The organism is Litorilituus lipolyticus (genome assembly GCF_006439335.1).
GTDB classification, from domain to species: Bacteria; Pseudomonadota; Gammaproteobacteria; order Enterobacterales; family Alteromonadaceae; genus Colwellia; species Colwellia lipolytica.
Map to the genome: position 1 here is coordinate 158,404 of NZ_SAWY01000001.1, position 24,979 is coordinate 183,382.

The 24,979-nt window shown below is 37.4% G+C and carries 22 protein-coding genes; 8 read left to right on the top strand and 14 right to left on the bottom strand.

The features are described 5' to 3' along the window. Positions 1 to 223 precede the first annotated feature (223 nt). The 4 genes from EPA86_RS00755 to EPA86_RS00770 all read left to right on the top strand — a co-directional run bounded on the left by EPA86_RS00755 (position 224) and on the right by EPA86_RS00770 (position 4,922). On the top strand, positions 224 to 853 hold the full coding sequence (locus EPA86_RS00755) for a helix-turn-helix domain-containing protein (RefSeq protein WP_140600900.1): 630 nt from the start codon (positions 224 to 226) through the stop codon (positions 851 to 853). 390 nt (positions 854 to 1,243) lie between these two features. Next, the gene (locus EPA86_RS00760; protein ID WP_140600902.1) at positions 1,244 to 2,626 is read left to right on the top strand and encodes an alanine/glycine:cation symporter family protein; all 1,383 of its coding nucleotides are present in this window, start codon (positions 1,244 to 1,246) and stop codon (positions 2,624 to 2,626) included. Positions 2,627 to 2,685: 59 nt separating this feature from the next. Continuing rightward, positions 2,686 to 3,807, top strand: a complete 1,122-nt coding sequence (gene gcvT, locus EPA86_RS00765) for a glycine cleavage system aminomethyltransferase GcvT (RefSeq protein ID WP_246058184.1) — start codon at positions 2,686 to 2,688, stop codon at positions 3,805 to 3,807. Between the two features lie 494 nt (positions 3,808 to 4,301). Then, complete coding sequence (locus EPA86_RS00770) at positions 4,302 to 4,922, top strand: hypothetical protein (protein ID WP_140600906.1); 621 nt, start codon at positions 4,302 to 4,304, stop codon at positions 4,920 to 4,922. 55 nt (positions 4,923 to 4,977) lie between these two features. Here the strand turns inward: EPA86_RS00770 and EPA86_RS00775 are convergent, their stop codons facing one another. The 3 genes from EPA86_RS00775 to EPA86_RS00785 all read right to left on the bottom strand — a co-directional run bounded on the left by EPA86_RS00775 (position 4,978) and on the right by EPA86_RS00785 (position 8,955). Then, positions 4,978 to 5,745 (bottom strand): substrate-binding periplasmic protein, encoded by a 768-nt coding sequence (locus EPA86_RS00775; protein ID WP_140600908.1) that lies wholly within the window; start codon positions 5,743 to 5,745, stop codon positions 4,978 to 4,980. 119 nt (positions 5,746 to 5,864) lie between these two features. Then, positions 5,865 to 7,007, bottom strand: a complete 1,143-nt coding sequence (locus EPA86_RS00780; RefSeq protein WP_140600910.1) for a porin — start codon at positions 7,005 to 7,007, stop codon at positions 5,865 to 5,867. A 76-nt stretch (positions 7,008 to 7,083) separates the two neighbouring features. Continuing rightward, positions 7,084 to 8,955 carry a methyl-accepting chemotaxis protein gene (locus tag EPA86_RS00785; RefSeq protein ID WP_140600912.1) on the bottom strand — a complete coding sequence of 624 codons (1,872 nt, stop codon included), beginning with the start codon at positions 8,953 to 8,955 and terminating at the stop codon, positions 7,084 to 7,086. Positions 8,956 to 9,684: 729 nt separating this feature from the next. On the opposite strand from EPA86_RS00785, the gene EPA86_RS00790 reads away from it, so the two are divergent. Next, positions 9,685 to 10,491, top strand: a complete 807-nt coding sequence (locus EPA86_RS00790; protein WP_170309522.1) for a TIGR02285 family protein — start codon at positions 9,685 to 9,687, stop codon at positions 10,489 to 10,491. 287 nt (positions 10,492 to 10,778) lie between these two features. Continuing rightward, on the top strand, positions 10,779 to 12,374 hold the full coding sequence (locus EPA86_RS00795; RefSeq protein WP_140600916.1) for an AbgT family transporter: 1,596 nt from the start codon (positions 10,779 to 10,781) through the stop codon (positions 12,372 to 12,374). Between the two features lie 229 nt (positions 12,375 to 12,603). Here the strand turns inward: EPA86_RS00795 and fdx are convergent, their stop codons facing one another. The 9 genes from fdx to trmJ all read right to left on the bottom strand — a co-directional run bounded on the left by fdx (position 12,604) and on the right by trmJ (position 20,018). Continuing rightward, positions 12,604 to 12,942, bottom strand: a complete 339-nt coding sequence (gene fdx, locus EPA86_RS00800) for an ISC system 2Fe-2S type ferredoxin (RefSeq protein ID WP_140600918.1) — start codon at positions 12,940 to 12,942, stop codon at positions 12,604 to 12,606. Positions 12,943 to 12,948: 6 nt separating this feature from the next. Then, the gene (hscA, locus tag EPA86_RS00805; protein ID WP_140600920.1) at positions 12,949 to 14,811 is read right to left on the bottom strand and encodes a Fe-S protein assembly chaperone HscA; all 1,863 of its coding nucleotides are present in this window, start codon (positions 14,809 to 14,811) and stop codon (positions 12,949 to 12,951) included. A gap of 70 nt (positions 14,812 to 14,881) precedes the next feature. Continuing rightward, entirely contained in the window at positions 14,882 to 15,418 is a 537-nt protein-coding gene (gene hscB, locus EPA86_RS00810) for a co-chaperone HscB (protein WP_140600922.1), read from the bottom strand. Positions 15,419 to 15,551: 133 nt separating this feature from the next. Then, entirely contained in the window at positions 15,552 to 15,875 is a 324-nt protein-coding gene (gene iscA, locus EPA86_RS00815) for an iron-sulfur cluster assembly protein IscA (protein ID WP_118958114.1), read from the bottom strand. Between the two features lie 12 nt (positions 15,876 to 15,887). Next, positions 15,888 to 16,271, bottom strand: a complete 384-nt coding sequence (gene iscU, locus EPA86_RS00820; RefSeq protein ID WP_140600924.1) for a Fe-S cluster assembly scaffold IscU — start codon at positions 16,269 to 16,271, stop codon at positions 15,888 to 15,890. Between the two features lie 68 nt (positions 16,272 to 16,339). Further along, positions 16,340 to 17,554 (bottom strand): IscS subfamily cysteine desulfurase, encoded by a 1,215-nt coding sequence (locus EPA86_RS00825; RefSeq protein ID WP_140600926.1) that lies wholly within the window; start codon positions 17,552 to 17,554, stop codon positions 16,340 to 16,342. Between the two features lie 37 nt (positions 17,555 to 17,591). After that, a complete protein-coding gene (iscR, locus tag EPA86_RS00830) occupies positions 17,592 to 18,104 on the bottom strand; it encodes a Fe-S cluster assembly transcriptional regulator IscR (RefSeq protein WP_140600928.1) in 513 nt (170 codons plus the stop codon). Positions 18,105 to 18,349: 245 nt separating this feature from the next. Beyond that, positions 18,350 to 19,159 (bottom strand): serine O-acetyltransferase, encoded by an 810-nt coding sequence (cysE, locus tag EPA86_RS00835; RefSeq protein ID WP_140600930.1) that lies wholly within the window; start codon positions 19,157 to 19,159, stop codon positions 18,350 to 18,352. Positions 19,160 to 19,208: 49 nt separating this feature from the next. After that, a complete protein-coding gene (gene trmJ, locus EPA86_RS00840; protein ID WP_140600932.1) occupies positions 19,209 to 20,018 on the bottom strand; it encodes a tRNA (cytosine(32)/uridine(32)-2'-O)-methyltransferase TrmJ in 810 nt (269 codons plus the stop codon). Positions 20,019 to 20,351: 333 nt separating this feature from the next. Between trmJ and suhB the strand changes: the two genes are divergently transcribed. Together suhB and EPA86_RS00850 are read left to right on the top strand one after the other, a co-directional pair. Beyond that, on the top strand, positions 20,352 to 21,155 hold the full coding sequence (gene suhB / locus EPA86_RS00845) for an inositol-1-monophosphatase (protein ID WP_140600934.1): 804 nt from the start codon (positions 20,352 to 20,354) through the stop codon (positions 21,153 to 21,155). A 111-nt stretch (positions 21,156 to 21,266) separates the two neighbouring features. Next, complete coding sequence (locus EPA86_RS00850) at positions 21,267 to 21,995, top strand: substrate-binding periplasmic protein (protein ID WP_140600936.1); 729 nt, start codon at positions 21,267 to 21,269, stop codon at positions 21,993 to 21,995. A gap of 54 nt (positions 21,996 to 22,049) precedes the next feature. Here EPA86_RS00850 and EPA86_RS00855 read toward each other — a convergent pair whose 3' ends face one another. Both EPA86_RS00855 and EPA86_RS00860 read right to left on the bottom strand, forming a co-directional pair. Then, positions 22,050 to 23,213, bottom strand: coding sequence for an HDOD domain-containing protein (locus tag EPA86_RS00855; protein ID WP_170309523.1), 1,164 nt, complete (start codon positions 23,211 to 23,213; stop codon positions 22,050 to 22,052). A gap of 203 nt (positions 23,214 to 23,416) precedes the next feature. After that, positions 23,417 to 24,796 carry a DEAD/DEAH box helicase gene (locus EPA86_RS00860; RefSeq protein ID WP_140600940.1) on the bottom strand — a complete coding sequence of 460 codons (1,380 nt, stop codon included), beginning with the start codon at positions 24,794 to 24,796 and terminating at the stop codon, positions 23,417 to 23,419. Positions 24,797 to 24,979: the final 183 nt, after the last annotated feature.

Sequence of the window (24,979 nt, forward strand, 5' to 3'; positions counted from 1 at the left end):
AGGTGAACAGCATTAAAATTCACAAAAGCGTCATAACTTTTTAAAACATAGCAGTCACCAATCCCCATTTCAAGAAAAAAGTTTCCTATCGGAAACTTTTTTCTTTCATTTCCTCTTTAACTACTGATTTCACTCAATGTTTATTTTTAGAAATTAAGGTTTTGCAGCTGCCAGAGATGTGCAACAATGAAAACAATCAATATATTTCAGGGCAGCAAACAAAATGAGCGGGCAAAAAAGTGTTGATGTTTACCCATCAATGGTCATTGCAGATAGCCAAGATAATGTGAAAGCTATAGAAAAAATCACGATCGGTGCACAACTTAAAGCTATCAGAACAAATAATAAATTAACTTTAGAAGAAGCCAGTAAACGAACTGGCCTTGCACGCTCAACCCTATCTAAAATTGAGAATGAACAAATTTCGCCAACATTTACTGTGATGCAAAAATTAGCTACTGGGCTTGATATAGAACTCCCTCAATTATTCACTAAGCCAGAAAAAAAGCAGGCCACAGGACGAAGAGATATTACATTGAGCGGTTCAGGGAAGTCTCATGTCACATCTACTTATGAGCATGAATTACTGGCAACTCAATTTAGTAATAAGAAAATGATGCCCTATAAAAGTCGTGTTTATGCGCGGAGTTTCGAAGATTTTGGTGAATGGGTTCGTCATGAAGGAGAAGAGTTTCTACTTGTTCTTGAAGGCGAGATCCAACTATTAACCGAATTTTATGAAGCGACAACACTAAAAAAAGGCGACAATGTCTATTACGATGCCACCATGGGACATTTAGTTATATCCGTCAGTGAAGAAGATGCTGTTATCTTATGGGTTACAGCTTCTTAACAAAAAAAGCCACCTTCAAGAAAATATGAGAGTTTTAATAAAAAGCTCTCACTTTTTACTCCCCCCCTCTAACAAACCTCAACAGCAACTTGATAAACACACAAAAATGATCAGCTTAGGCTGAAAACCGACCACAATTGTTAATATCTGGTAAGACCACAGCATCTAGCGCACACAGTAAAAAACTTAAAAATCATGCAGTTAAGAAAAAACAAACTGATAACATGTTAAAAAATGTTAATTAAAGGTTGCTAAACGTTTCCCGAAAGACTAGTTTGTTTCCTATTGGAAACGCTTAATTATGCACTTTTCAATTAATAAATAATCAAAAGAGCCAATGTCAGAGTTGGTGAAAGAATATAAAATTATAACAATTCAATTGAGGTTACTATGGAATTTTTAACAAGTTTAATTTCCAGTCTTAACGGCATAGTATGGGGAGTACCTATGCTGATTATGATACTTGGTGTCGGTTTATTTTTAACAGTAAGCTTGCGATTTATGCCAATTATCAATTTAGGGACAGGTTTCAAATTGCTATGGACAGGTCGAATTCCTGACAAAGACAAGAATGCCAAAGGGGAAATAAGTCCTTTTAATGCTTTAATGACTTCATTATCAGCCACTATAGGTACTGGTAATATTGCAGGTGTTGCTACGGCTATTTTCCTTGGTGGGCCAGGCGCACTATTTTGGATGTGGTGTACGGCATTGGTTGGTATGGCCACCAAGTTTGCCGAAGCAGTATTAGCTGTACGTTATCGTGAAGTAGACGAAAACGGCAATCACAGCGGTGGTCCAATGTATTATATAAAGAATGGCTTATCTAGTCGTTGGGGCTGGTTAGGTGGTGCTTTCGCATTCTTTGGCTCTGTGGCAGCTTTTGGTATTGGTAATACAGTTCAAACAAATTCTGTAGCTAATGCACTAGAAAGTAACTTTGGTATTAGCCCTGTGCTAACGGGTGTGATTCTAATGATACTTGTTGGTTTAGTCTTGATGGGTGGCATTAAACGCATTGGTGATGTGGCTGGTAAGCTTGTACCACTAATGGCCATTTTTTATATCAGTGCAGGTGTTATTGTTTTACTAATGCAAGCATCTGAAATCCCAGCAGCTTTTGCTTTAATTTTTGAAAGTGCATTTACATCAACGGCCGCTGAAGGTGGTTTTGCTGGTGCTGCAGTTTGGGCTGCAATTCGATTTGGTGTGGCGCGTGGTGTATTCTCCAATGAAGCTGGTTTAGGTAGTGCGCCTATTGCGCATGCTGCGGCAAAAACTAATAACCCTGTGGCACAGGGCTTAGTTGGCATGTTAGGTACTTTCATTGATACATTAATCGTTTGTTCTATCACCGGTCTAGCTATTATTGTATCGGGTGAGTGGACTTCAGGTGCAACGGGTGCGGAATTAACGTCTAATGCCTTTGCCTCAGCGATTCCATTCGGTAACTATATCGTTGCTATCGCACTTACAGTGTTTGCATTTACGACTATTTTGGGGTGGAGCGTATACGGAGAGAAATGTGTTCAATATTTCTTTGGCGTAAAAGCAATTATTCCTTTTAGAGTACTTTGGATAATCATAGTGCCAGTGGGTGCTGTTGGTTCTTTAGAGTTTATCTGGTTACTTGCAGATACTATGAATGCTTTAATGGCTATTCCAAACCTTATTGCCATTGTTTTACTTAGCCCAGTGGTTATTCAGTTAACTCGTGAATACTTTGTTAGTGGTGGTAAAGTACCTGCTGACATGGAAAACCAAGAAAGCTAATTAATTCCCTTCCTCTCTTTATGTAAAGTCGCTCTATTAGAGCGACTTTAGGAATGACCATGATAAATTCAAATCTTTTAAAAACCCCTTGCTACGATCTTCACCTAGAAGCTGGTGGCAAAATGGTTCCTTTTGCGGGCTATGAAATGCCTGTCCAATATGCTCTAGGTGTAAAAAAAGAACATTTGCATACTCGCGCTCAAGCGGGCTTATTTGATGTTTCGCATATGGGGCAATTAAAGCTAATAGGAAAAAATGCAGCTGCCGCGTTAGAAACGTTAGTGCCTGTAGATATCATTGATTTACCACAAGGTAAACAGCGCTATGCGCTCTTTACTAATGAACAAGGCGGCTTGCTAGATGACTTGATGGTTAGTAACTTTGGTGATCATTTATTTGTTGTAGTAAACGCAGCTTGTAAGGCTCAAGATATTGCTCATTTGAAGACTAATTTGCCTGAAGATATCGAGATTGAGCTACTCGAAGATAGAGCATTATTAGCTTTGCAAGGACCTAAAGCCGCTGAGGTATTAAAGCGCCTACTGCCAGAAAGCGCAGATATGATCTTTATGGATTCAAGAGTGGTAAATTTTGAAGGTGCTGAATGTATTATAGGTCGAGCTGGTTATACTGGTGAAGATGGCTTCGAGATTTCAATTCCTGCAGAGCGTGCTGAACATATTACCCGTTTATTACTTGCTGAAAAGGAAGTTGAGTGGGTTGGGTTAGGCGCACGTGATTCTCTGCGTTTAGAATCAGGCTTATGTTTATATGGCCATGATATTGACCAAACAACTACCCCTGTTGAAGCCAGCCTTCTATGGGCAATTAGCAAGGTAAGGCGAACTGGTGGCGAACGTGAGGGTGGCTTCCCCGGTGCAGAAATTATACTTGAACAAATTGCCACTAAAGAGGTTACTCGTAAACGAATTGGCATGCTGGGCTTAGGAAAAGCCCCTGTGCGAGAAGGGGCTGAACTATTTAATAGTGATGGCGATATGATTGGTGTTGTCACCAGTGGTACGGCGGGCCCCTCAAAAGGCTATCCTATTGCTATGGGATATGTTGAAACAAAATATGCGGTTTTAGATACTGAAATTTTTGCCGAAGTTCGTGGGAAAAAATTACCTATGCTAATTCAAAAAATGCCTTTTGTTACACAACGCTATCACCGAGGGTAATTAAACAGATATCCATCAAGATTAAATGCCAATAAAAGGTAATAATATTTCTTATATTATTACCTTTTTTATTTAAAGGCATTTTCACCTGAGTAAGAATTCAACTCAGACTTTACATGTAAATACTGAGCTGTGTTCAAATAAATAGTGAAAATCAATTATAGAAAAGGTTAATAGAATGCTTTTAAAACAACGCCAACAAGCAGATTTTTTTGACTCCATGAATCATTGGTGGACCGAAAAAAAACAAGCCCACTTTTAAACAGTTTTATCGTAATAATGTCTTAGCTAGATAGCATTAACACTTACCATATTTCTCCTGCCACTTAGCGCTCAAAATGCCTAACTCTTTAGAACTATTAACCTATACGTATTTATATAATAACGACTTGTTTAGTAATCTTCAGATTAACTAATAGATTAAACTTTTGAAAAAGTATCTGACGTGTTAATTTAAGCCACTATATACGCCTTGACGAAAGGGAGATTTTTAAATGCCATTGAAGTATATACACTCTCCAATAAAGTGGCGGGCGATTTTTGCTGAATCAGCATTTATTGGGGCGAGTATTTTACTTGCTTTCGCGCTGCAAGACTGGGATGAAGATAAAGATATTGAACATCGTACAATGATTGCTTTATGTAACGTCAAGTCAGAATTAATTTTTAATCAAGAGCTATTAAAAAATGATTATATTCCACGTCAACAGGGGATGTTATCTCTTTCAGAAGCCGCTATTTTTGAATTAAAAGCAGAATCAAAAACAAAAATTCAACTTAATCAATTTCAAGAAATTTTGCTAACAGAACCACTTCGTTATTCAGCTTGGACACTGGCTGGGGAATCTGGTTATCTAGTATATGCTAATTTTGAATTAGCCACAGAAATTGGTGCCCTTATCGATTACCAAGAAGATCGCTATAAAATGATAGTTCAACGAATGAACAGTTCTATCATTGATCTTAAAGTCTTAGTGGATACATCTCCTTTAAAACGTTTTATTACGCTTAAAGATATGATTAATGAATGGACTATTCAAACTGAATACTTAGAAAGTAGATATGATAACTTGTTTCAACGAGAAGACTTTATTGCTTTAACATGTAATGAGTAGGAATTCTTACACATCTATCATTTAGATTAATAGAGCTTAGTGATTATACTATTGATTATGATTGAATATACTTCATTCTAATCTTGTCCACTTTTCCCTGTTTATGTAGTTTTTCAATACTTTTTGCTAATAATTCAATGGCACACTTTGGCATGCTTTTATGAAAAACAAAATTGATATTCGATCCTTCATCTAATGAAATAAAAGGTACAATTGAATCTTTTTCAATGGCTAATTTATTAAACTGAAAATAAGCAACATCTTCAGCATAAGCAATAGCATCAACACGCTGTAAACTTAGCATTTTTAACATACTCAACGCTGAGTTGGTTTCGACTTGGAACGCTTTGATTTTCTCTCTGTCTAGTAATGCTTGCCCTATATCGCCTCTAACTACACCAATAGCTAATTCATCTAAATTCTTTTGTTTAAACTTTTTTTTATTTGCTTTGAGCACCATAATGGACGACTTCACAACAAAAGGTAAGGGCAATAATTGGTATTCAATCGCCCGCTCTTTAGTCGTTACCATAGAAAAAGCAGCATACTTACTGTAATGCTTCATATTAAACAATAGCCTTGCCCATGGAATAATATCTATCTCTTCTGTGTACAAAGAAATATTGAGGTCTTGATAGGCAAGCAATAATATTTCAGGAAAAATACCAACTAATCTGCCTGTTTCATCACGAAAATTAAATGGTGGGTAGTCTTCTGTTTGCCATTGCAGCTCACTTAAAAGCGTTTTGGCATCATGTTCGTTACACGCTTGAGTTGAAACAGAGTAAAAGCTTAAAATTATAACGAGAAGTATCTTATTCATATCACCTCATAAAGAGTACCTTCATTGAATATATTCAGTAAGCTAAGTGATTACCTAGCAAATACTGACAAACGAATGAGTACTTTTTACACAAATACAGAGTGTAAATTGAACATTAATTAAAATTTCCATGTTTGAGCATAATCATAACGAAAACCAACAGAAATAGAACTAAAATCAGCCATTTGTTCGAAATCTCGGTAGAGGTATTCTATATGAAATTTTAAACTATCAGCGGGTAACCATTCAAATGTCAAGTTTGCGCCATGATGATCCTGAGTTTGAATGTCGTTATAGCCATCTTCAAAGTCAAACACGCCAGTTTTCACTTTAAAGAAACGATTAATAGGGTAAGCTAAACTCACATCAAAAGTGTGCCCCTCTCTGTCTATTAATGTATTCCTTTGATAATCAACATCTTGATATGCCATAGCGATATATAAATCATTATCAAAAGTGTAGGCTAAAGACGCAGCATAAAATTTGTCTTCTCCCACTGTAAAATCATTATCAGTTAATACATCTTTACTTATGTAGCCCACACCTAAGTGCAGATTTCCAACATCATAACTTATACCGCCATTAAAAAAATCATCATTATCGTTGCCACCTGCACCATCAAACTGACCTGCAAGCATAAAGGTAAAATAATTATATTTTTTCTGATATGTAACTAAATTATTAACAAAAAATGGACTTTCACGATCATACGCGAATGGGCTTCTGCTATGGTTAAAAATATCAACATACTCAGCTATAAACGTATACTGGACAGGGCGTTGCTTACCAATACCAAACTTACCCATTGGGCTATCAAGTGCGACATAAACTTGTCTAGCTTTACCAAAATCAGCATTGTTAGAGAGATCAATACTCCACTCACCATGTAGAGTCGCTTGCCAACCCTCTTTAAAGTTATAAGTAGATTTTAACCCTGCATTTGACAGAGCATCACGCACATCCCAAAACTTTTCGCCGTACTCATCTATATACCCAAAAGTTGGGCGTAATGATGCATAGACTTTCACATCACGATTAGGCACAAAAGCATTATTAACCTTTGCTTTTATAACTTCATTTTTTTCACTTTTAGGCAAAGTGTTTTTTTCAGATTTTTCTTTTTGTTCTAGCTGTAATAGTTTTTCATTGATCGCTTTTAATTGTTGCTTTAATAATTCAATTTCTTTTTCTGTTGTATTAGCATTTGCAGAAAAAGCCATAGATGAAAGGATTAAAGCCAAGCTAAATTTGTTAAGCAACATACCTAGACTCCTGGGTCAAAAGTACTATTAATTATGGTTAATTTTCACTTAAATGATTCTCAATAATTCAAGCGAATTAAACCTTAAACTTATCCAATATTTCGTTCTGTTCTCTAACACTAACTGTTTGCATTTGAATAGCATCATTCGTTCTATGGGTATGCTCTGATACTGAATTCGATAAATCTTTAATTTTAACTGTGTTTGAGTTTATTTCTTCCGCCACAGAGCTTTGCTCTTCAGCAGCAGATGCAATTTGAATGTTCATATCATTAATTAGTTTAATTGCATCATAGATGCTATGCAGTGCCGCACCTGTTTTCTCAGCTTGTTCAACGGTGCCGCTTGCTGCATCCTGACTTGATTTCATTGCTTGTGAAACAGTAGATGTGCCTTGTTGTAGCTTATCAATCATGGTTCTTATTTCAGTAGTAGACTCTTGAGTTCTTGAAGCAAGGGTTCTAACTTCATCGGCAACAACAGCAAAACCTCTTCCCTGCTCGCCAGCACGTGCAGCCTCAATTGCGGCATTTAAGGCGAGTAAATTTGTTTGCTCAGCAATATCATTAATAACCTGCAAAATTGTTTCAATACTGTGAGCAGCATCTTCTAATATCACAACATCTTTTACGGCTTGTTCAATCTTATCGGATAAGACATTAATCGATTCTGTCGTTTTATTAACAATATCGGATCCCATTTGAGTCGAATCCTCAGCTTCTTGAGCAGCTGAAGCTGCATTTTGAGCATTAGCAGCAACGTCAGAAGCTGTTGTTGCCATTTCATGCATTGCGGTAGCAAGAAGTTCAATTTCTTGCATTTGAGTTGTCATAGCCTCGTTTGATTGAGATGCCCCTCTCTCTGTAATTTCAGTGCCTTCGAGTATATCTTTCCCTGAAGATTTCAATCGTTTAACTTGTTCCTGTAAGTTACCTGTGAATACGTTAAAGCCTGAAGCAAGTTCCGCAAACTCTTTATCTGTTTTTGTTGATAAACGTTTCGTCAAATCACCATTACCTGATGCCACATCTTGTATCGCATCATTTAGGTCATCTAACGGTTTTAATAGTTTTCGCATTAAGTATCTTAGTGTGATAATACTTATGATTAAGGCGACTACCCCATAAACTATCGCATTATTTCTCATAGTATAAACAGATTGGTGAGCTACTTTTTCATTTAACAATACACCAATATACCAGTCCTGATTCGGCACTTTTACAAAGCGAAGATCATACTCCTCATCATTGATTATTACTGATTTCATTTTGCCAGTGTTTATCGAAGAGTTAGGCAAGAATTCCGACATTTTCTTTCCATTATATTTCCCTTCAGGGTGAGCAATAACAACGCCTTGTTCAGAAACAATAAACAAATAGCCAGCATCAAATAATTTCACACTATTCACTAGCTTAGACAAACTCGATAAACTTAAATCAAAAAATATTGCACCAAAGAAGTTGTTTGACTGATTTATTGGAGTCGCGATAGAAATCAATATTTCACCTGTTGCAGAATCAGCATATGGCTCAGTGATTATGAGTTGATTTTTCTTTTTAGCTTCAATATACCAAGGACGAACTCTTGGGTCCCAGCCTTCTCCGGGATCCCAATTAGGATTACTCTTAAAATTAGTGCCATCAGATTCATAACCCCCACCTATTAGTAGGAAGGCTTCCTTTATATCAGGCATTCTTATTATTTGCGTTATGTTTTCTCGTGTAGGGTTTTGTTCAATTATTGACGTAGCATAATTTGCAATAGCTTTTTTACCTGCAAGTTCGGCTGCAATAGTATTTTTTACACCGTGAACAATATCAACGATACTTTCATCGGTTGTGGTATTTAATTCTGACTTTAAGTTCAAATACTGCGTGGTATTCAATAACGTAATAGTAATAATCAATAGTGCTGAAGATGCCGCGGCAATTTTATGAACAAACTTCATATTATTTCCTTAACAAAAGTCTAATTTGAAAATTATTGTGTCTTTTAGATATACAATAGAACACTAACTATTCTCCAAGAATTTAGAGAGGTTACATCTAAGTTACATTTGATTATAGTTGAGTATTTTTTAATTACTGATAAGGGCATAAAATTTTTTAAAATAAAACTTTTACTCTGGCTACTTTCACATCACATATTGTTTTTATCATTCAAACCATGTTGTTATTTCAAGAGAAAAAATACTGAAAATGTAGAGCATGCTATTTGATTCAACGCTTATTTATAAATAATGCAATCAATATTAAAGTTATAAACATCATAAACAATGCTTTATTCTTGCCTGTTTAAGCGAATCAACTTTAACTTAATTTTCTTTCGAATTAATAACAGTCCGTTTTATTCACCTGTAGTATATAAAAATAACACTCACCTTTTTCATAGCGACGATTAAAGAATCCACAGACAACTTTATAACTATCAATCCGCAGATAAATCACTCTTGTGAATAGCTGTTTCCATTAACTTTTGTAAAAATTGACTATTACATGGCATTATCAATACTCTATTACCTTTATTTTGACCACTAGCAAGACTAAAGTTATTTTCATAAGATGATTATTATCAGAAATAGCCGCGTTTGAGGTGTTAATTCATATTAATGTTTCCTATCAACTACCATAAAAGAAACCGCATTTTTAAAAGCCTATTACTAGTTTATCTGCTGGTTATGACTCCGACTATTTCTGCTCAAGAGGGTATTATTTATTGGCAAACAGACCATAGACCTCCTGCTTCCATTTTGCATGGTCCCTATCAAGGACAGGGCTTTATCGACCAAATACGAGATTCTTTAATAGAGAACCTTAATGAATATCAACACCTAACATCAATCAGCGCTTTAGATAAATTATTTCATGATATGAAACTTGGGAAGAACATTTGTCACCCTTTGTTATTTGTTACTAAGCAAAGAAAACAACACGCATACTTTTCTATTCCAGTTACAATTACGCCTTCTATGCGAGTAGTTATGACCACAAAACGGGCTAATGAACAAAACATTAAAGAACCCATCGAACTGAAAACTCTTTTTAAGAGTGGACAAATATTTGCGACGGTAAAAGGTCGCTCATATGGTGCATTCATTGATGAAGCAATTAAGCAGCAAAAAAATAATTACTCTCATGCCCAAATGAGTGCTGAAGACAACACTAGACTATTTCGGTTACTTGAAAAAAATCGGATCGATTTTACTTTTGCTTATCCCTTTGAACTCAATTACTTTCAAACATACCATCAAAGTACTGATTTCAGCTCATTTACCATTAAGGGTTTAAGCGAATACACCCTTGGCAGTGTAGCTTGTAGCAAAACCGCTTGGGGTAAGTCAGTAATAGGAAAAGTTAATAAAGTATTATTAAAACAGCGTCAGCAAGCAGATTTTATTTCTAGGATGAACCATTGGTGGCCAGAAGAAACTAACAAAGAAGCGTTTAAACAGTTTTATCGCCATGATTTTTTGAATGCGCAATAACGACTCAACACTAAAGCGTAACGAAATTGATGAAAGCTTTTAAAACAGCGACCAGTTGAGTAATGAATGCTTCAAGTAATACTGTAGTTTTAGCAGTTAAATAGACTTTAGTTTCCACGGTTTTAGACGTACTTCCCATCATTGAATAAAAATCAATTATTTAAATACAACGAAACATTTAAGGCTTAATTAATAAGATACCTAGTTACTAATAGTATACGACTAGAGCAGCAGAGCAGTTCATGCTATCTTCTCTCACTAAATTAATAATGTGAGAAAACTAATTTATGAGTTCTTCGGTTACTGAAAACAATCCCAATAATGAAAATAAAAATGGTTTGTTTAATCGCTTTTTATCTACTGTTGAATTTCTTGGAAATCTACTTCCACACCCTATTACCCTTTTCGCTATTTTTTGTGTAGCCATAATCGTTGGCAGTGGTATTGCAGATTGGTTTGGTCTTAGCGCTGTAGATCCTCGACCAATTGGCGCAAAAGGCAGAGCACCTGATGGAGTCATTGAAGTGGTTAGCCTTTTGTCAATTGATGGCTTACATCGAATTGTTACTGGTTTGGTCACCAACTTTACAGGCTTTGCTCCACTAGGTACCGTGCTGGTTGCTATATTAGGGGTAAGTGTAGCCGAACATTCAGGGTTATTGTCTGCGACAATGCGAAATATGGTAATGGGCGCCTCTAAACGCCTTGTTACTTTTATGATAGTTTTAGCGGCAATTTTATCAAATACAGCATCCGAGTTAGGTTATGTTGTACTCATTCCTTTAGCGGCAATGATATTTCACAGCCTTGGCCGACACCCCCTTGCAGGCTTAGCAGCCGCATTTGCTGGGGTTTCAGGTGGCTACAGCGCTAACCTGCTACTTGGCACAATTGATCCGTTACTTGCTGGAATAACCACACCAGCAGCACAAATGATAGATCCTACATACGTTGTTGGTGCTGAAGCCAACTGGTACTTCATGATAGTTTCAACGTTTCTCATTGCTATTTTAGGCACCGTAATTACAGAAAAAATTGTTGAACCACGTTTAGGTAAATATGACCCAAGTGAAGCCAGCATAGATCTATCAGAGAATACGGTTGAAAAAATTTCACCACTAGAGAAAAAAGGACTCCGCTGGGCTGGAGTGACTTTCTTGCTAATGAGTGCTTTATTAGCACTAAGTATCGTGCCAGAAAACGGGATATTACGTAATCCTGAAACAGGTTTAGTTGCCGGTTCGCCTTTTTTAAAAGGCATTGTGTCATTTATTTTCATTACCTTCGCCATTCCGGGCTTTGTTTACGGAAAAGTAGTAGGCACAATGAAAAATGATCGTGATGTTATTGACGCAATGGCAAAAAGCATTAGTTCGATGGGACTTTATATTGTATTGGTATTTTTTGCAGCTCAATTTGTTGCATTCTTTAAATGGACAAATTTTGGTACGATCATCGCTATTAAAGGAGCAGCGCTACTACAAGCATTAAGCTTAACCGGACCAGAAGTGTTTATTGGCTTTATCTTAATGTGTGCCTTAATCAATTTAAGTTTAGGCTCATCATCAGCGCAATGGGCAGCAACAGCTCCTATTTTTGTTCCAATGTTAATGTTAATTGGCTATGCACCTGAAACCATTCAAGCGGCCTATAGAATTGGGGACTCAGTAACAAATTTGATCACACCAATGATGAGTTATTTTGGTTTGATTTTAGCCGTTGCAGCTAAGTACAAAAAAGATGTGGGCATAGGTACATTAGTTGCGACTATGCTGCCTTACAGTATCGTATTCTTAGTTGGCTGGGTTACACTATTCTATGTATGGGTCTTTGGTTTTGGCTTACCTGTAGGCCCTGCATCACCGATTTATTATCAGCCTTAATAGGTAACTTTTTATAAAGCCGCTATGTAGCGGCTTAATGTTCAGAAATATAACAGTTTCCTAACGCCAAAATATAATTTATCGATACTTATAGTTTGAATTGACTTAGGTATCTAAAACGAAAAAGCATAGCGTTAAAGAACTATAACGCCCATATCAATCATAAACAAAAAAAGGGCAATAACATCGCTGTTATTGCCCTTTCTAAAAAACTTATCTAGTTAACTAACTAGTGACTTTCAGAGACCATATTCACCGTATACTTTGGAATCTCTACTACTAAATCTTCATCTGCAACGATGGCTTGGCAGCCTAAACGAGAATCAGGTTCTAAACCCCATGCTTTATCAAGCATGTCATCTTCAAGCTCATCACTTTCTTCAATAGAATCAAAACCCTCTCTGATAATAACGTGACATGTAGTACAGGCACACACTTTTTCACAAGCGTGCTCTATGCCAATATCGTTTTTTAAAGCGACGTTCAGTACGCTTTCGCCTTTCTCTGCTTCAACAACAGCGCCTTCAGGGCATAAGTCTTCGTTAGGTAAAAATATTATTTTTGGCATGGTGTACTAAACCTTATCTACTGATTGTCCTGATAGCGCTTTACTTATCGAGCTATCCATTCGTCTTTCGGCAAAAACTGCCGTACTTTGATTAACCACTTCAATAGCATCTTCTACTGCTTTGGTATCGTTACCTTGGCTTGTTTGAGCCAACATTTTTAAATCGTTTTCTATGACTGTTACTTCTTCAGCACTTAATAAGCGCCCGTCATCTGCCAATGCTGCTTGAACCGACTCTATAACTCTCGCAGCTTCAACCTGTTGCTCTTTTAACATACGTGCTTGCATATCTTCGCTTGCATTGGTCATTGAATCTTTGATCATTTGACTAATTTTACTGTCGTCTAAACCAAACGATGGCTTAACTTCAATACTTGATTCCACTTTGGTAGATTTTTCCATGGCTGAAACAGACAACAAACCATCAGCATCTACTTTGAAGGTTACACGAATATGAGCTGCACCTGCTGTCATCGCTGGAATACCACGCAACTCAAAACGTGCTAATGAACGACAGTCGTCTACTAATTCTCGTTCACCTTGTAAAACATGAACAGCCATTGCCGTTTGACCATCTTTAAAGGTGGTAAATTCTTGTGCTTTAGCCACAGGTATTGTGGTGTTACGTGGGATAACTTTTTCAACTAGGCCACCCATGGTTTCTAACCCAAGAGAAAGCGGGATAACATCAAGCAGCAACATGTCACTATCTGGTTTATTACCTGCTAATATATCGGCTTGAATTGCGGCTCCTATTGCGACAACTTTATCAGGGTCTATCGACGTTAACGGAGTTTTCTTGAAGTATTTTTCAACTTCACTTCTCACTAAAGGAACACGTGTAGAACCGCCAACCATGACAACTTCAATAACTTCATTAACACTAATATTGGCATCTTTTAAGCTTCGTCGACAAGCGCGTAACGTTTTATTCACTAATGATAAAACCAACTGGTTAAAGGTATCTTTCGTTAAATCACCTTGCCAAGTATTGCCATTATCTAAAGCTAAAGTGATATTTACTACATCAGCTGTTGTTAATTTTTCTTTGGCAGCACAAGCTTGCTGCATTAATTGGCGCTCTAATTCTGGCGAGAAAGGTCTTGTTAATCCTGCTTGTTCGATAAGGTGATCAACAACGGCTACATCAAAATCATCACCACCTAATGCGGAGTCACCGCCTGTGGCCAATACTTCAAAAACCCCTTTATTCAAACGCAAAATGGAAATATCAAACGTACCGCCACCTAAATCATAAACAGCAATAACCCCTTCTTGCCCTGAATCTAATCCATAAGCCACTGCTGCAGCAGTAGGCTCATTTAATAAACGCAGTACATTAACTCCAGCAAGTTTAGCGGCGTCTTTGGTGCTTTGTCGTTGTGCATCATCAAAATGAGCAGGTACAGTGATAACCACACCCGTTAATTCACCGCCTAAAGCTGATTCTGCACGGGCATTTAAAGTTTTTAGGATATCTGATGAAACTTGAATAGGGTTAACTTTACCTTGTCTAGTCACAATCTCTGGGTGGTTTTCATCACCACAAAAGTCATAAGGTAAAGAAGGATATTTACTTTGAATATCTGATAAAGAACGGCCAATTAAGCGTTTCGCCGAAGTAATGGTATTTTTTGCGTCTTTAACACTAAGCTGCTGTGCTTGATAGCCAACCAATACATTATTCTCTTGATAGCTGACGATAGAAGGTAATATATCGCGCTGTTCTTCATCACTTAAAGTTCTCGCTTCACCGCTTTGAACAGTGGCGATTAATGAGTTAGTAGTGCCTAAATCTATACCAGCGGCCAATCTATGTTCGTGTGGAACTGTACTTTGGCCGGGCTCTGCAATTTGTAATAATGCCATGGTTATTCTTTATGTTCTTTGGTTGTCAATTTAAGGGGAAATAGTTATTAATTAATGATGCACTAATCAGTTAATCATCAAATAATGAATCTTCTAAACGTTCAACTTCAATATCGAGTTTTTTGTAAAACTTCAACTTACGTAAATTATCGCATGCCATCTGATTTGATGCTGAAGTATTTTCATGTATTTGCTGTTGCAGCAAAGTAAAAATAGCTTGGCTTTCTGTCGCTAACTCTTCTTGTGCCGCAAAGAGTGCACCATCAACATCGTCAGCATGTTTAATATCTTCTAGCATCTCCCTTAATTCCATTTGACGCATTAAAAACTGTGTATCGCCAAAGGTATTTTGCTCGCTTGGCATATCAACACCGCGCAGGGTAAGCAGGTATTCAGCACGTTTTAACGGTTCTTTTAAGGTTTGATAAGCATCATTAATTTGAGCTGACTTTTGTACGGCAAGCAGCTGCTCTTGAGACGACGCATGAGCAAACTTGTCTGGATGCACTGCCTTTTGTAAAGTTTGATACTGCTCAGCAAGATGAGGTAAATCAATATCAAAACCTGTGGTCATATCTAGTAATTCAAAATAATTAAGTGTACTCATTAGATTATTTCTTTCTTAGAGAAGCATGGAGCCTGATCAGCAAAACCTATGAAATCATCAGGATTACTAACGTAAAAAGTGTCCAATAAAAACTCATTGAACACTTTTTAAAATGACATCATATAATAGCTAATTAAACGTTGAAGCTTTCACCACAACCACATTCGCCTTTGGCATTTGGGTTGGTAAATTTAAAGCCTTCATTTAGACCTTCTTTTACAAAGTCTAATTCAATACCTTCAAGGTAAACTAAGCTTTTCGTGTCAATAATAATATTAACATCATCAATTGAGAACAATTGATCATCTTCGTTAAGATCATCTACAAACTCAAGGACATAGGCTAAACCTGAGCACCCTGTAGTTTTGATACCTAGACGTAAACCAAGACCTTTGCCTCGATTAGCCATAAACGATTTAACACGTTCATTAGCTGCTGGTGTCATGGTTACTGACATGATCTACTCCTGCTACTTACCTTGCTTTGTTTGATAGTCGTCAATTGCTGCTTTAATAGCGTCTTCCGCCAAAATAGAACAATGAATCTTAACTGGTGGTAAAGCTAACTCTTCTGCTATTGCGGTGTTTTTAATTTCACCCGCTTCTTCAATTGATTTACCTTTAACCCATTCAGTAACTAATGAACTAGAAGCAATAGCAGAGCCACAACCGTAAGTTTTAAATTTTGCATCTTCAATAATACCTTCATCAGATATTTTAAGTTGCAATTTCATCACATCACCACATGCTGGTGCGCCAACCATACCGGTAGCTACCGATGGATCATTTTTATCTAAAGACCCCACATTACGCGGGTTTTCATAATGGTCGATTACTTTTTCACTATAAGCCATAATACTCTCCTAACCTTAGCCAGCGGCTCTCCAGAAGCCACTAGCAATAATTTATTTCATGCTGCTAATTAGTGAGCAGCCCATTCAATAGAATCTAAATCAATACCGTCTTTGTACATTTCCCAAAGTGGTGACATATCACGAAGATGCCCAATAGATTTTTTGATTAAATCAATTGCGTAATCAACTTCTTCTTCCGTGGTAAAACGGCCAAAGCTAAAACGAATAGAGCTATGAGCCATTTCGTCATTTAGACCCAATGCACGTAAAACATATGAAGGTTCTAAACTTGCTGAGGTACAAGCAGATCCTGAAGATACGGCTAAATCTTTTAATGCCATAATCAACGATTCACCTTCAACAAAGTTAAAGCTAACGTTTAAGTTGCCAGCATAACGTTTATCAACATCACCATTAATGAATACTTGTTCCATGGTGTTAATACCAGCCCATAAACGGTCACGCATTGCGGTTACATGCACTAAATCTTGTGCCATTTCTTCTTTCGCTAAACGACATGCTTCACCCATACCAACAATTTGATGTGTCGCTAAAGTACCTGAACGCATACCACGCTCATGACCTCCGCCGTGCATTTGAGCTTCTAAACGAATGCGAGGCTTACGGCGAACATATAATGCACCAATACCTTTTGGACCATACATTTTATGTGCTGATATTGATAATAAATCGACCTTTAACTGTTGAAGGTCTATGTTGATTTTACCAACACTTTGCGCGGCATCAACGTGGAAAATAATCTTACGAGCGCGACACATTTCACCAATTTCAGCAATATCTTGGATAACACCAACTTCATTGTTAACGTGCATAATGCTGACAAGAATCGTATCATCACGCATAGCTTCATTGAGCTTATTTAAGTCAATCAAACCATTCTCTTCAGGATCTAAATAAGTAACTTCATATCCTTGACGCTCTAATTCACGACACGTATCTAAAACTGCTTTATGCTCAGTTTTACAGGTGATGATGTGCTTACCTTTCTTATTATAAAAGTTAGCAGCACCTTTAATAGCAAGGTTGTCAGACTCTGTTGCGCCTGAAGTGAAAACAATCTCACGTGGATCAGCGTTAATTAAATCTGCGATTTGATTGCGTGCAATATCAACCGCTTCTTCAGCTTGCCAACCAAACTTATGAGAACGAGAAGCAGGATTACCAAAATGACCTTCTGTTGTCATATATTGCATCATTTTTTCTGCAACGCGCTTATCAACAGGCGTAGTAGCAGAATAATCAAAATAAATAGGAAGCTTCATTCGCTTACTCTCTCCAATTTAAAATCAATACGACTGGTTATTGCCAGTCGTGAGCTATATTCTTTGTAGTAATTAAGGTCTCTAAAGCAAGATCTTTTGCTTGACCATTATTTTGTCGTTCATCTTGTCTTTGAGAAACGGTTTGAATATCACGTTTTGCAACTAATTCAGACAAGGTGATATTTTGTAAAAACTCTTCAATGCGTTGACTAAGCCCTTGCCATAATGAGTGAGTTAAACATTGTTCACCCCCTTGACAATTGCCTTTGCCCGAACATTTAGTGGCATCAACGCTCTCATTCACGGCACTGATCACATCTGCTACCGCAATTTGCGCTGAGCACTTACCTAATCGATATCCGCCACCTGGGCCACGTACACTTGTGACCAGCCCTTGTTTGCGTAAACGAGAGAAAAGCTGCTCTAAATAAGATAAAGAAATGCCTTGTCGCTCTGAAATGTCAGCCAACGATACGGGTCCATATACCGCATGAATAGTTACATCTAACATAGCAGTAACCGCATAGCGACCTTTTGAGGTAAGTTTCATAATCAGCTCTCAAACGTTACATTGTAAGTAAGTAAAATCATTTAGTAGGACCACTAAATAGCGCCTTATTTACAAATTTGCGCGCAATTTTACATAACCCTATAAAATAGTCAAATATATACCCGACTAATACACTCAAGTATTATAACTGAAGAACAAGTGTGGGAAAAGTAATAGTTGACTAGTTCTGTCAACTATTACTTATATTCAGAACATATGGGTGGAAATAGTTATATAAATAATCGTTAAATTTCAGGATCAAAGCTTTCAACAATGCCTTTTCTACGTTCAGCTGCAGCTTTTTCATCTTCAACAAATTCACCAACACGCAATTCTGGTAAATCTTTAGAGCACACATCACCGCCCATGGCATTAATTTCTTTGCATAAATCTGTTACACGATTATCCATTAAATGAACATGATCAATTAATCGACCTATCGCCTTGGCAACAGGGTCTGGATTATCTGGAGAAACCGCATAAGCATCAAAGCCATACTCTTTTGCTGCTTGTTCGCGTTTACTGTTCTCTTCTTTTTCTTTCTTGTCAGGAACAATTCGCCCAGGTATACCTACAGCAGTAGCATTTTCAGGCACATCTTTAACCACAACAGAATTAGAGCCTACCTTACCGCCTTTACCTATAGTGATAGGTCCCAATACTTGGGCGCCCGCACCAACAACAACATTATCTTCTAAAGTAGGGTGACGTTTTCCTGCTTTCCAGCTTGTACCGCCTAAGGTAACACCTTGGTATAAGGTAACATCATCACCAATTTCAGCAGTGCCACCAATTACAACACCCATGCCATGATCAATAAAGAATCGTTTACCTATGGTTGCACCAGGGTGAATCTCAATACCTGTTAACCACCGTGAAAATGTTGAGAATATTCTGGCAAGTAATTTCCAGTTAGCCTTCCATAATTTATGACTAAGTCGGTGAAACCAAATCGCATGCAAACCAGGGTAATTCAATAAAACTTCAAAACTCGTACGAGCAGCAGGATCTCTATCAAAGACACTATTGATATCTTCTTTGATACGCTTAAACATAATGCTTCCTTATTTCAATTCATTACCCAAGTACCATAGACTCAGGTAGTTATTTATTATTTTTCGCTGTTCTTTCAATAGAAGCCAAAATGCCACGCATCATTTTAACTTCCTTAACATCAGGTCGAGCACGATTAAATAATCGACGCAATTTTGTCATCACTAGACCTGGATGTTTAGGCACAATAAAGCCTGTTGCTTTTAACGCTTCTTCAAAGTGCTGGTAAAATCTTTCTGTCTCTTCAACCACCGGAAAAAGTTCATCATCTTCACTAGTAGGTTTTGAAATATCGTTACCATTGCCTGTACTACGCTCTTGAAAATTTTGATCATGAGCGAGTAAATAACTTGTACGAACTTCATAACTTAACGTTTGTACCGCCATCGCTAAATTCAGCGAGCTATATTCTGGGTTAGCTGGTATTTGCACATGGAAATGACATAACTGTAATTCTTCATTAGTTAAACCACTACTCTCACGGCCGAATACCAAGGCAACAGGGTATTCGCTCGCTTCACTCACCATTTTCTCACCACAGTTTCTTGGCTCTAACATTGGCCATGGCAAAGTGCGAGAACGCGCACTTGTACCTACAACTAAGCCACAATCTGCTATCGCTTCTTCAAGGGTGCTAACAACTTGAGCATTGGCTAATACATCAGTGGCACCAGCTGCTAGCGCTTGTGCTTGCCCATTTGGCATTTCAATCGGATCAACTAACACTAATTGACTTAAGCCCATTGTTTTCATGGCACGAGCCGCTGACCCCATATTTCTACAGTCAGATGTATTTACTAATACAATTTTAACTCGGTCCAATAAATTGTTAGGTAGCTTATTGTTTGCTGTATCTGTCATTTTTTACTCTACACTTTTCAAGAATTACTGATTGCTCGACTAGTCAAAACGTCTAGACGGCTAAATTGCATTAATTCTACCATAGAAGAGTACTGCTGTACTTAATAAAAAGCACGTACAATGTGCTAAAAACGCTATGGCGAATTATTATTTAATAGTTGATTTGTCTATATAGAACTAATCCTCGCAATATCGGTCAAAATATATACAACTATTTTTCTGTTTCTATCGCATATTCTAATTTACTTTGCTATACTCCGCCGCGCTTGATTTTCTGAGTGAAGAAAATCAATTTCGTTCTTTTAAAAGCCATTTACAAATAGGTACTCTATTATGCATCCGATGCTAAATATTGCCGTGCGCGCTGCGCGTACAGCTGGTAAAGTTATTGTTCGCTCTTTTGAGCAACTTGATAAAGTTGAAATTGAATCAAAAGGTACTAACGATTTCGTTAGCAGTGTTGATATCAATGCTGAAGAAGCCATTATTGAAACTATTCGTAAATCATATCCAGATCACACAATTATTTGTGAAGAATCTGGCATTTCTCAGGGCTCAAACGATGATTATCAATGGATTATTGACCCATTAGATGGCACAACAAACTTTGTAAAAGGCATTCCTCATTTTGCCGTATCTATCGCTTTAAAAGTGAAAGGTAAACTTGATCAAGCTGTGATTTTTGATCCTATTCGCGGTGAGCTTTTCACTGCCAGTCGTGGTAAAGGTGCACAACTTAACGGCTTTAGAATTCGTGTTAAAAATCATAAAGAATTATCAGGTACAGTAATCGCAACGGGTTTCCCGTTTAAACATAAACAACACACCCAAGCTTATATGGCAATGTTTGGTGCATTATTTGCAAAAACATCAGATATGAGAAGAGCAGGTTCAGCTGCACTTGATTTAGCTTATGTAGCGGCTGGTCGTGTAGATGGCTTCTTTGAAATTGGCTTAAAACCTTGGGATACTGCTGCTGGTGAGCTATTGGTAATTGAAGCTGGTGGTTTAGTGACTGACTTTACTGGTGGCCATAATCAAACAAAATCAGGTAACATCGTTGCTAGTAGCACACGCTTACAAAAAGAGATTTTAAAAGAGATTCGCCCTCACTTAGGTGAAGCTTTAAGTAAATAAATTACTGCCTCAATTAAAGCGCCATAGTGTCAATGCTACTGGCGCTTTTTCATTATACTATCTGTACTAACATAGAATGCTTAATAGCTTGCGTGATCAAAAAGGTTAACAATGTTGAAACGATTATTTATGCTCAGTATTTTTGCATGTTTATATTCAATATCATTTGGCACACTAGCTCAAACTATCGCAGTGGTTACAGAAGATGCCCCCAGCCTGCAATACCAGAAAGCATCTGGTGAGATGGCAGGACCAGCCGCTAATCTTGTCGAAAAAGTTCTAAATGAATCAGGTTTTAACTTTGATACTCGTGTTCTCCCTTGGGCAAGAGCATATAAAGAAGCTAAGCAAGTCCCTAATACACTTATTTACTCAATGGTGAGAACCCCTGAGCGCGAAGATAATTTTCATTGGATAGGTATTATATCGAAGCCTCAATATTATTTATTTGCACTTAAAAGTAAGGATATACCCTTAGCTAAACCACTTATTGAATACCATCAATATCGGGTTGGTACTGTTCTCAATAGTGCAAATCATTTAGCACTGAAAAATCAAGGTTTCGACTCTTTAGTCCCTGTTGCAACCGCTAAGCAAGTATTTATGCTGTTAACCAAGAAGCGAGTTGAACTAATTACGGCAAACTTAACCGCATTTGATGAAATTTGTCAGCACAACAGTAAACAATGCGATGACATTGAAGCAATAGGACCTATCAGCGCTTTAAATGATCGCGCATTATATTTTGCGATGAATAAAAACTCCGACGCAAGTGTTGTCCAAACGTTACGAGAGACCTATCAAAAGTTACTTACAGATAAGGCCATTAATATCTTTTAGGGTTAGCTAATATATTTACTCACTCTAAAGCGATTCTTGCTCGAACAGTAAGCACTAAATATCAGCATTAACTTTAGCTATAATCTTATTTAATTTCTTTTTAAATGCTTGATCTGCAATGACAGCATTAATTTTATTAACCCCTGCTAGCTCTATATTCTCCTGAGTATAATAAAATTCTAACTCTCCAAGTGCTTCATAACTTACTTCATCATAATCAGGCACATCAGTTAAGCCATTAAAGGACACGAGATCGCCCAAGCGACATGATAAGTAGCACAGTAGCAGGTGGCGAGTTTCATTATGACTGAGATCGTTGATCACCTTACCGTTTGTTAACGGTAAAATACTATGATCAATGCCTGATTCTATGACATTTGGCAATTGCCATTGATTGGCGAGATATTTACCCACAATGGCCGCATTAACCCCCATTGACTCCTGGAAGACCTTGGTTCTTTCGAATAATGTAAAATCATCCAAATAAAAGCCTGCCATTGACGGTTTATAAGACAAAATAGCTAAATCACCTAAATAAGAAAGTAAACAACGTGTTGATAGTTCCGCAGGGTTTTCTTCACCCATTTCTTGAGCAACGAGTGCACAGAATGAACTTGCTAAATAACTAGCTTTCCATAACTTTTGGTAGGCTTCATTTTGGTTTTTATCAGTAAACTTCATTCCTTGCTGCATAGCAAACTGCATTGCAATGCTTTTTACTTGCCCAACGCCTAAATAAATAATGGCATGATTAATATTGGTAATGGGCTGATGTAGAGCAAATAGGGGAGAATTCACTGCATTAAGTACTTTGGCCGTCATTTCAGTGTCTTTTTTGATTAACTCAAAAAGTTCATTTGGTTCAAAGGAGCGTTGAGTTAACGGTAACAATAAAGGGTGTGGTTTTCGAAATGATTGGGTAATTTCTGTAATGACTTGTCGTTGCTCATTAGTTAGTTTGTCAGATGTTTTTACTTGAAAAGCTAAAAAGTCTTCTGGCGCTTCACTTTTTACTTTGGTTTTACTTATGCTTTCTTCTGGTTTTGCATCGACAAATTCTGCATTAATTGGCTTATGAGTTGTTTTCTTCTTGGCATTGATCTTTGCTTCATCCACCATATGTGAATATTGATGTTTAGATTGCCTTTTATCTTTTCTAGTTAAAAATAAAACCGCAACGACAATAATGATCAAAACAACAAGAATATTAAACAACATAGACATTCCTTTCGTAGCTACAATACAAACTCTTAAGCACGTGTTACTAACAGACAGGTTAAAAATAAAACAGTATTACACACTGTAATTTATTTTTGTATATTATTCTAGTAAGACAAAGACTTAAAAGCGATCGCCCTAAGTTGGTAAATCCCCATTAAGAGTACCTCATTAAGAAGTACTCTATTACTCACATATAATGATTACTGATGAGTATTCTTGTTTTTTGGATTAGATTTTCGTCGACGAGCTTTGGAAGAAGGCTTGTTTGCTTTCGGTTGTGCAGCGTTTACTTGGCCTCTTTTTTTAGGGGTACGTACTTGATGACCACTAGCATTTTCACCCGATCGCTGACCATCTTTATGCTCGACTTTCGCCGCTTTAGGTTTCTTTGGTTTTTTAGGTTTCTTAGCCTTTAAAGGTCTGATTGGTCTTGACTCACCAAGTTCGTTTACTGGGATAAACTTCTCTAGCACTTTTCGTTCAATATGCTGTTGAATAACATGCTCTACATCCCACAATAATGGTAACTCATCGGCACAAACCAAGGATACTGCTTGACCTGTATTCCCTGCACGTGCCGTACGCCCGATACGGTGTACGTAATCTTCAGGGACATTAGGTAATTCAAAGTTAACTACTTGTGGTAATAAATCTATATCAATACCACGAGCAGCAATATCCGTTGCAACCAAAATCTGTACGGTGCCTTCTTTAAATGCCGCTAAGGCTTTAGTGCGTGCACCTTGGCTTTTATTACCATGAATAGCAGCCGCAGTTAATCCTTCTGCTTCTAAAAATCGCGTAAGTTTATTGGCACCATGCTTGGTTTTGGTAAAGACTAATACTTGTTGCCAATTGTTTTCTTTTATTAAGTAACTCAAAACTGCTGGCTTGCGTTTTTTATCTACAGCAGTGATCCATTGGGTTACTTTTTCAGCAGTACTATTTTCTGGATTAACGGATATTTCTAACGGCTTATTAACTAAACCTTTGGCTAAGGCGCGAATATCTGCTGAGAAAGTAGCTGAAAACAATAAGTTTTGACGCTGTTGTGGCAATAGCGCTAAGATTTTCTTAATATCTCTTAAAAACCCCATATCCAACATGCGATCAGCTTCATCTAACACCAACACTTCAAGTTGACTAAATTTCACTGCATTTTGGTTATATAAATCAAGTAAGCGCCCTGGTGTAGCTACCAATACATCAACACCTTGACGTAACCTCATCATTTGAGGGTTAATTTTTACCCCACCAAAAACTACAGTGGCATTTAAATTGACATATTTACTGTAAGTTTCAATACTTTCATTTACTTGTGCTGCTAGTTCTCGCGTTGGTGTTAACACTAATGCACGCACATTGTTTGATTGAACTCTATTGCCTTTTATCAAACGCTCTAGCAAAGGCAAAGTAAAGCCCGCCGTTTTACCCGTTCCGGTTTGTGCCGCGGCCATAACATCACGACCAGATATTACAGCAGGAATAGCCTGCGCTTGTATCGGTGAAGGGGTCTCATAGCCCTGCTCGGCTACGGCTTTTAGAATTGGCTCAGATAAACCTAATGAGGTAAAACTCATAAAAACTCTCTTAAAAATAATATAAGTAAGTGCTAAAAACCGTTTCGGCGCTATAACTTGTGGAAGGGCGTGCAGCATACAGTAAGCTTAATGCCAAGTCCATTAAGTCTAGTGTAATTCATCTTAAGGGGTGAATTTTTCTAGGGGCAAAAAAAACCGACAGTACAAGCTATCGGTTCTCAA

Coding starts and splice junctions, on each gene's coding strand:
- trmJ (WP_140600932.1), bottom strand. CDS start 20,018: ATGACAGATACAGCAAACAATAAGCTACCTAACAATTTATTGGACCGA.
- EPA86_RS00860 (WP_140600940.1), bottom strand. CDS start 24,796: ATGAGTTTTACCTCATTAGGTTTATCTGAGCCAATTCTAAAAGCCGTA.
- EPA86_RS00795 (WP_140600916.1), top strand. CDS start 10,779: ATGAGTTCTTCGGTTACTGAAAACAATCCCAATAATGAAAATAAAAAT.
- EPA86_RS00850 (WP_140600936.1), top strand. CDS start 21,267: ATGTTGAAACGATTATTTATGCTCAGTATTTTTGCATGTTTATATTCA.
- EPA86_RS00775 (WP_140600908.1), bottom strand. CDS start 5,745: ATGAATAAGATACTTCTCGTTATAATTTTAAGCTTTTACTCTGTTTCA.
- iscR (WP_140600928.1), bottom strand. CDS start 18,104: ATGAAACTTACCTCAAAAGGTCGCTATGCGGTTACTGCTATGTTAGAT.
- EPA86_RS00790 (WP_170309522.1), top strand. CDS start 9,685: ATGACTCCGACTATTTCTGCTCAAGAGGGTATTATTTATTGGCAAACA.
- EPA86_RS00785 (WP_140600912.1), bottom strand. CDS start 8,955: ATGAAGTTTGTTCATAAAATTGCCGCGGCATCTTCAGCACTATTGATT.
- EPA86_RS00770 (WP_140600906.1), top strand. CDS start 4,302: ATGCCATTGAAGTATATACACTCTCCAATAAAGTGGCGGGCGATTTTT.
- fdx (WP_140600918.1), bottom strand. CDS start 12,942: ATGCCAAAAATAATATTTTTACCTAACGAAGACTTATGCCCTGAAGGC.
- EPA86_RS00760 (WP_140600902.1), top strand. CDS start 1,244: ATGGAATTTTTAACAAGTTTAATTTCCAGTCTTAACGGCATAGTATGG.
- suhB (WP_140600934.1), top strand. CDS start 20,352: ATGCATCCGATGCTAAATATTGCCGTGCGCGCTGCGCGTACAGCTGGT.
- cysE (WP_140600930.1), bottom strand. CDS start 19,159: ATGTTTAAGCGTATCAAAGAAGATATCAATAGTGTCTTTGATAGAGAT.
- iscU (WP_140600924.1), bottom strand. CDS start 16,271: ATGGCTTATAGTGAAAAAGTAATCGACCATTATGAAAACCCGCGTAAT.
- hscB (WP_140600922.1), bottom strand. CDS start 15,418: ATGAGTACACTTAATTATTTTGAATTACTAGATATGACCACAGGTTTT.
- EPA86_RS00755 (WP_140600900.1), top strand. CDS start 224: ATGAGCGGGCAAAAAAGTGTTGATGTTTACCCATCAATGGTCATTGCA.
- EPA86_RS00825 (WP_140600926.1), bottom strand. CDS start 17,554: ATGAAGCTTCCTATTTATTTTGATTATTCTGCTACTACGCCTGTTGAT.
- EPA86_RS00855 (WP_170309523.1), bottom strand. CDS start 23,213: ATGTTGTTTAATATTCTTGTTGTTTTGATCATTATTGTCGTTGCGGTT.
- EPA86_RS00780 (WP_140600910.1), bottom strand. CDS start 7,007: ATGTTGCTTAACAAATTTAGCTTGGCTTTAATCCTTTCATCTATGGCT.
- iscA (WP_118958114.1), bottom strand. CDS start 15,875: ATGTCAGTAACCATGACACCAGCAGCTAATGAACGTGTTAAATCGTTT.
- hscA (WP_140600920.1), bottom strand. CDS start 14,811: ATGGCATTATTACAAATTGCAGAGCCCGGCCAAAGTACAGTTCCACAC.
- gcvT (WP_246058184.1), top strand. CDS start 2,686: ATGATAAATTCAAATCTTTTAAAAACCCCTTGCTACGATCTTCACCTA.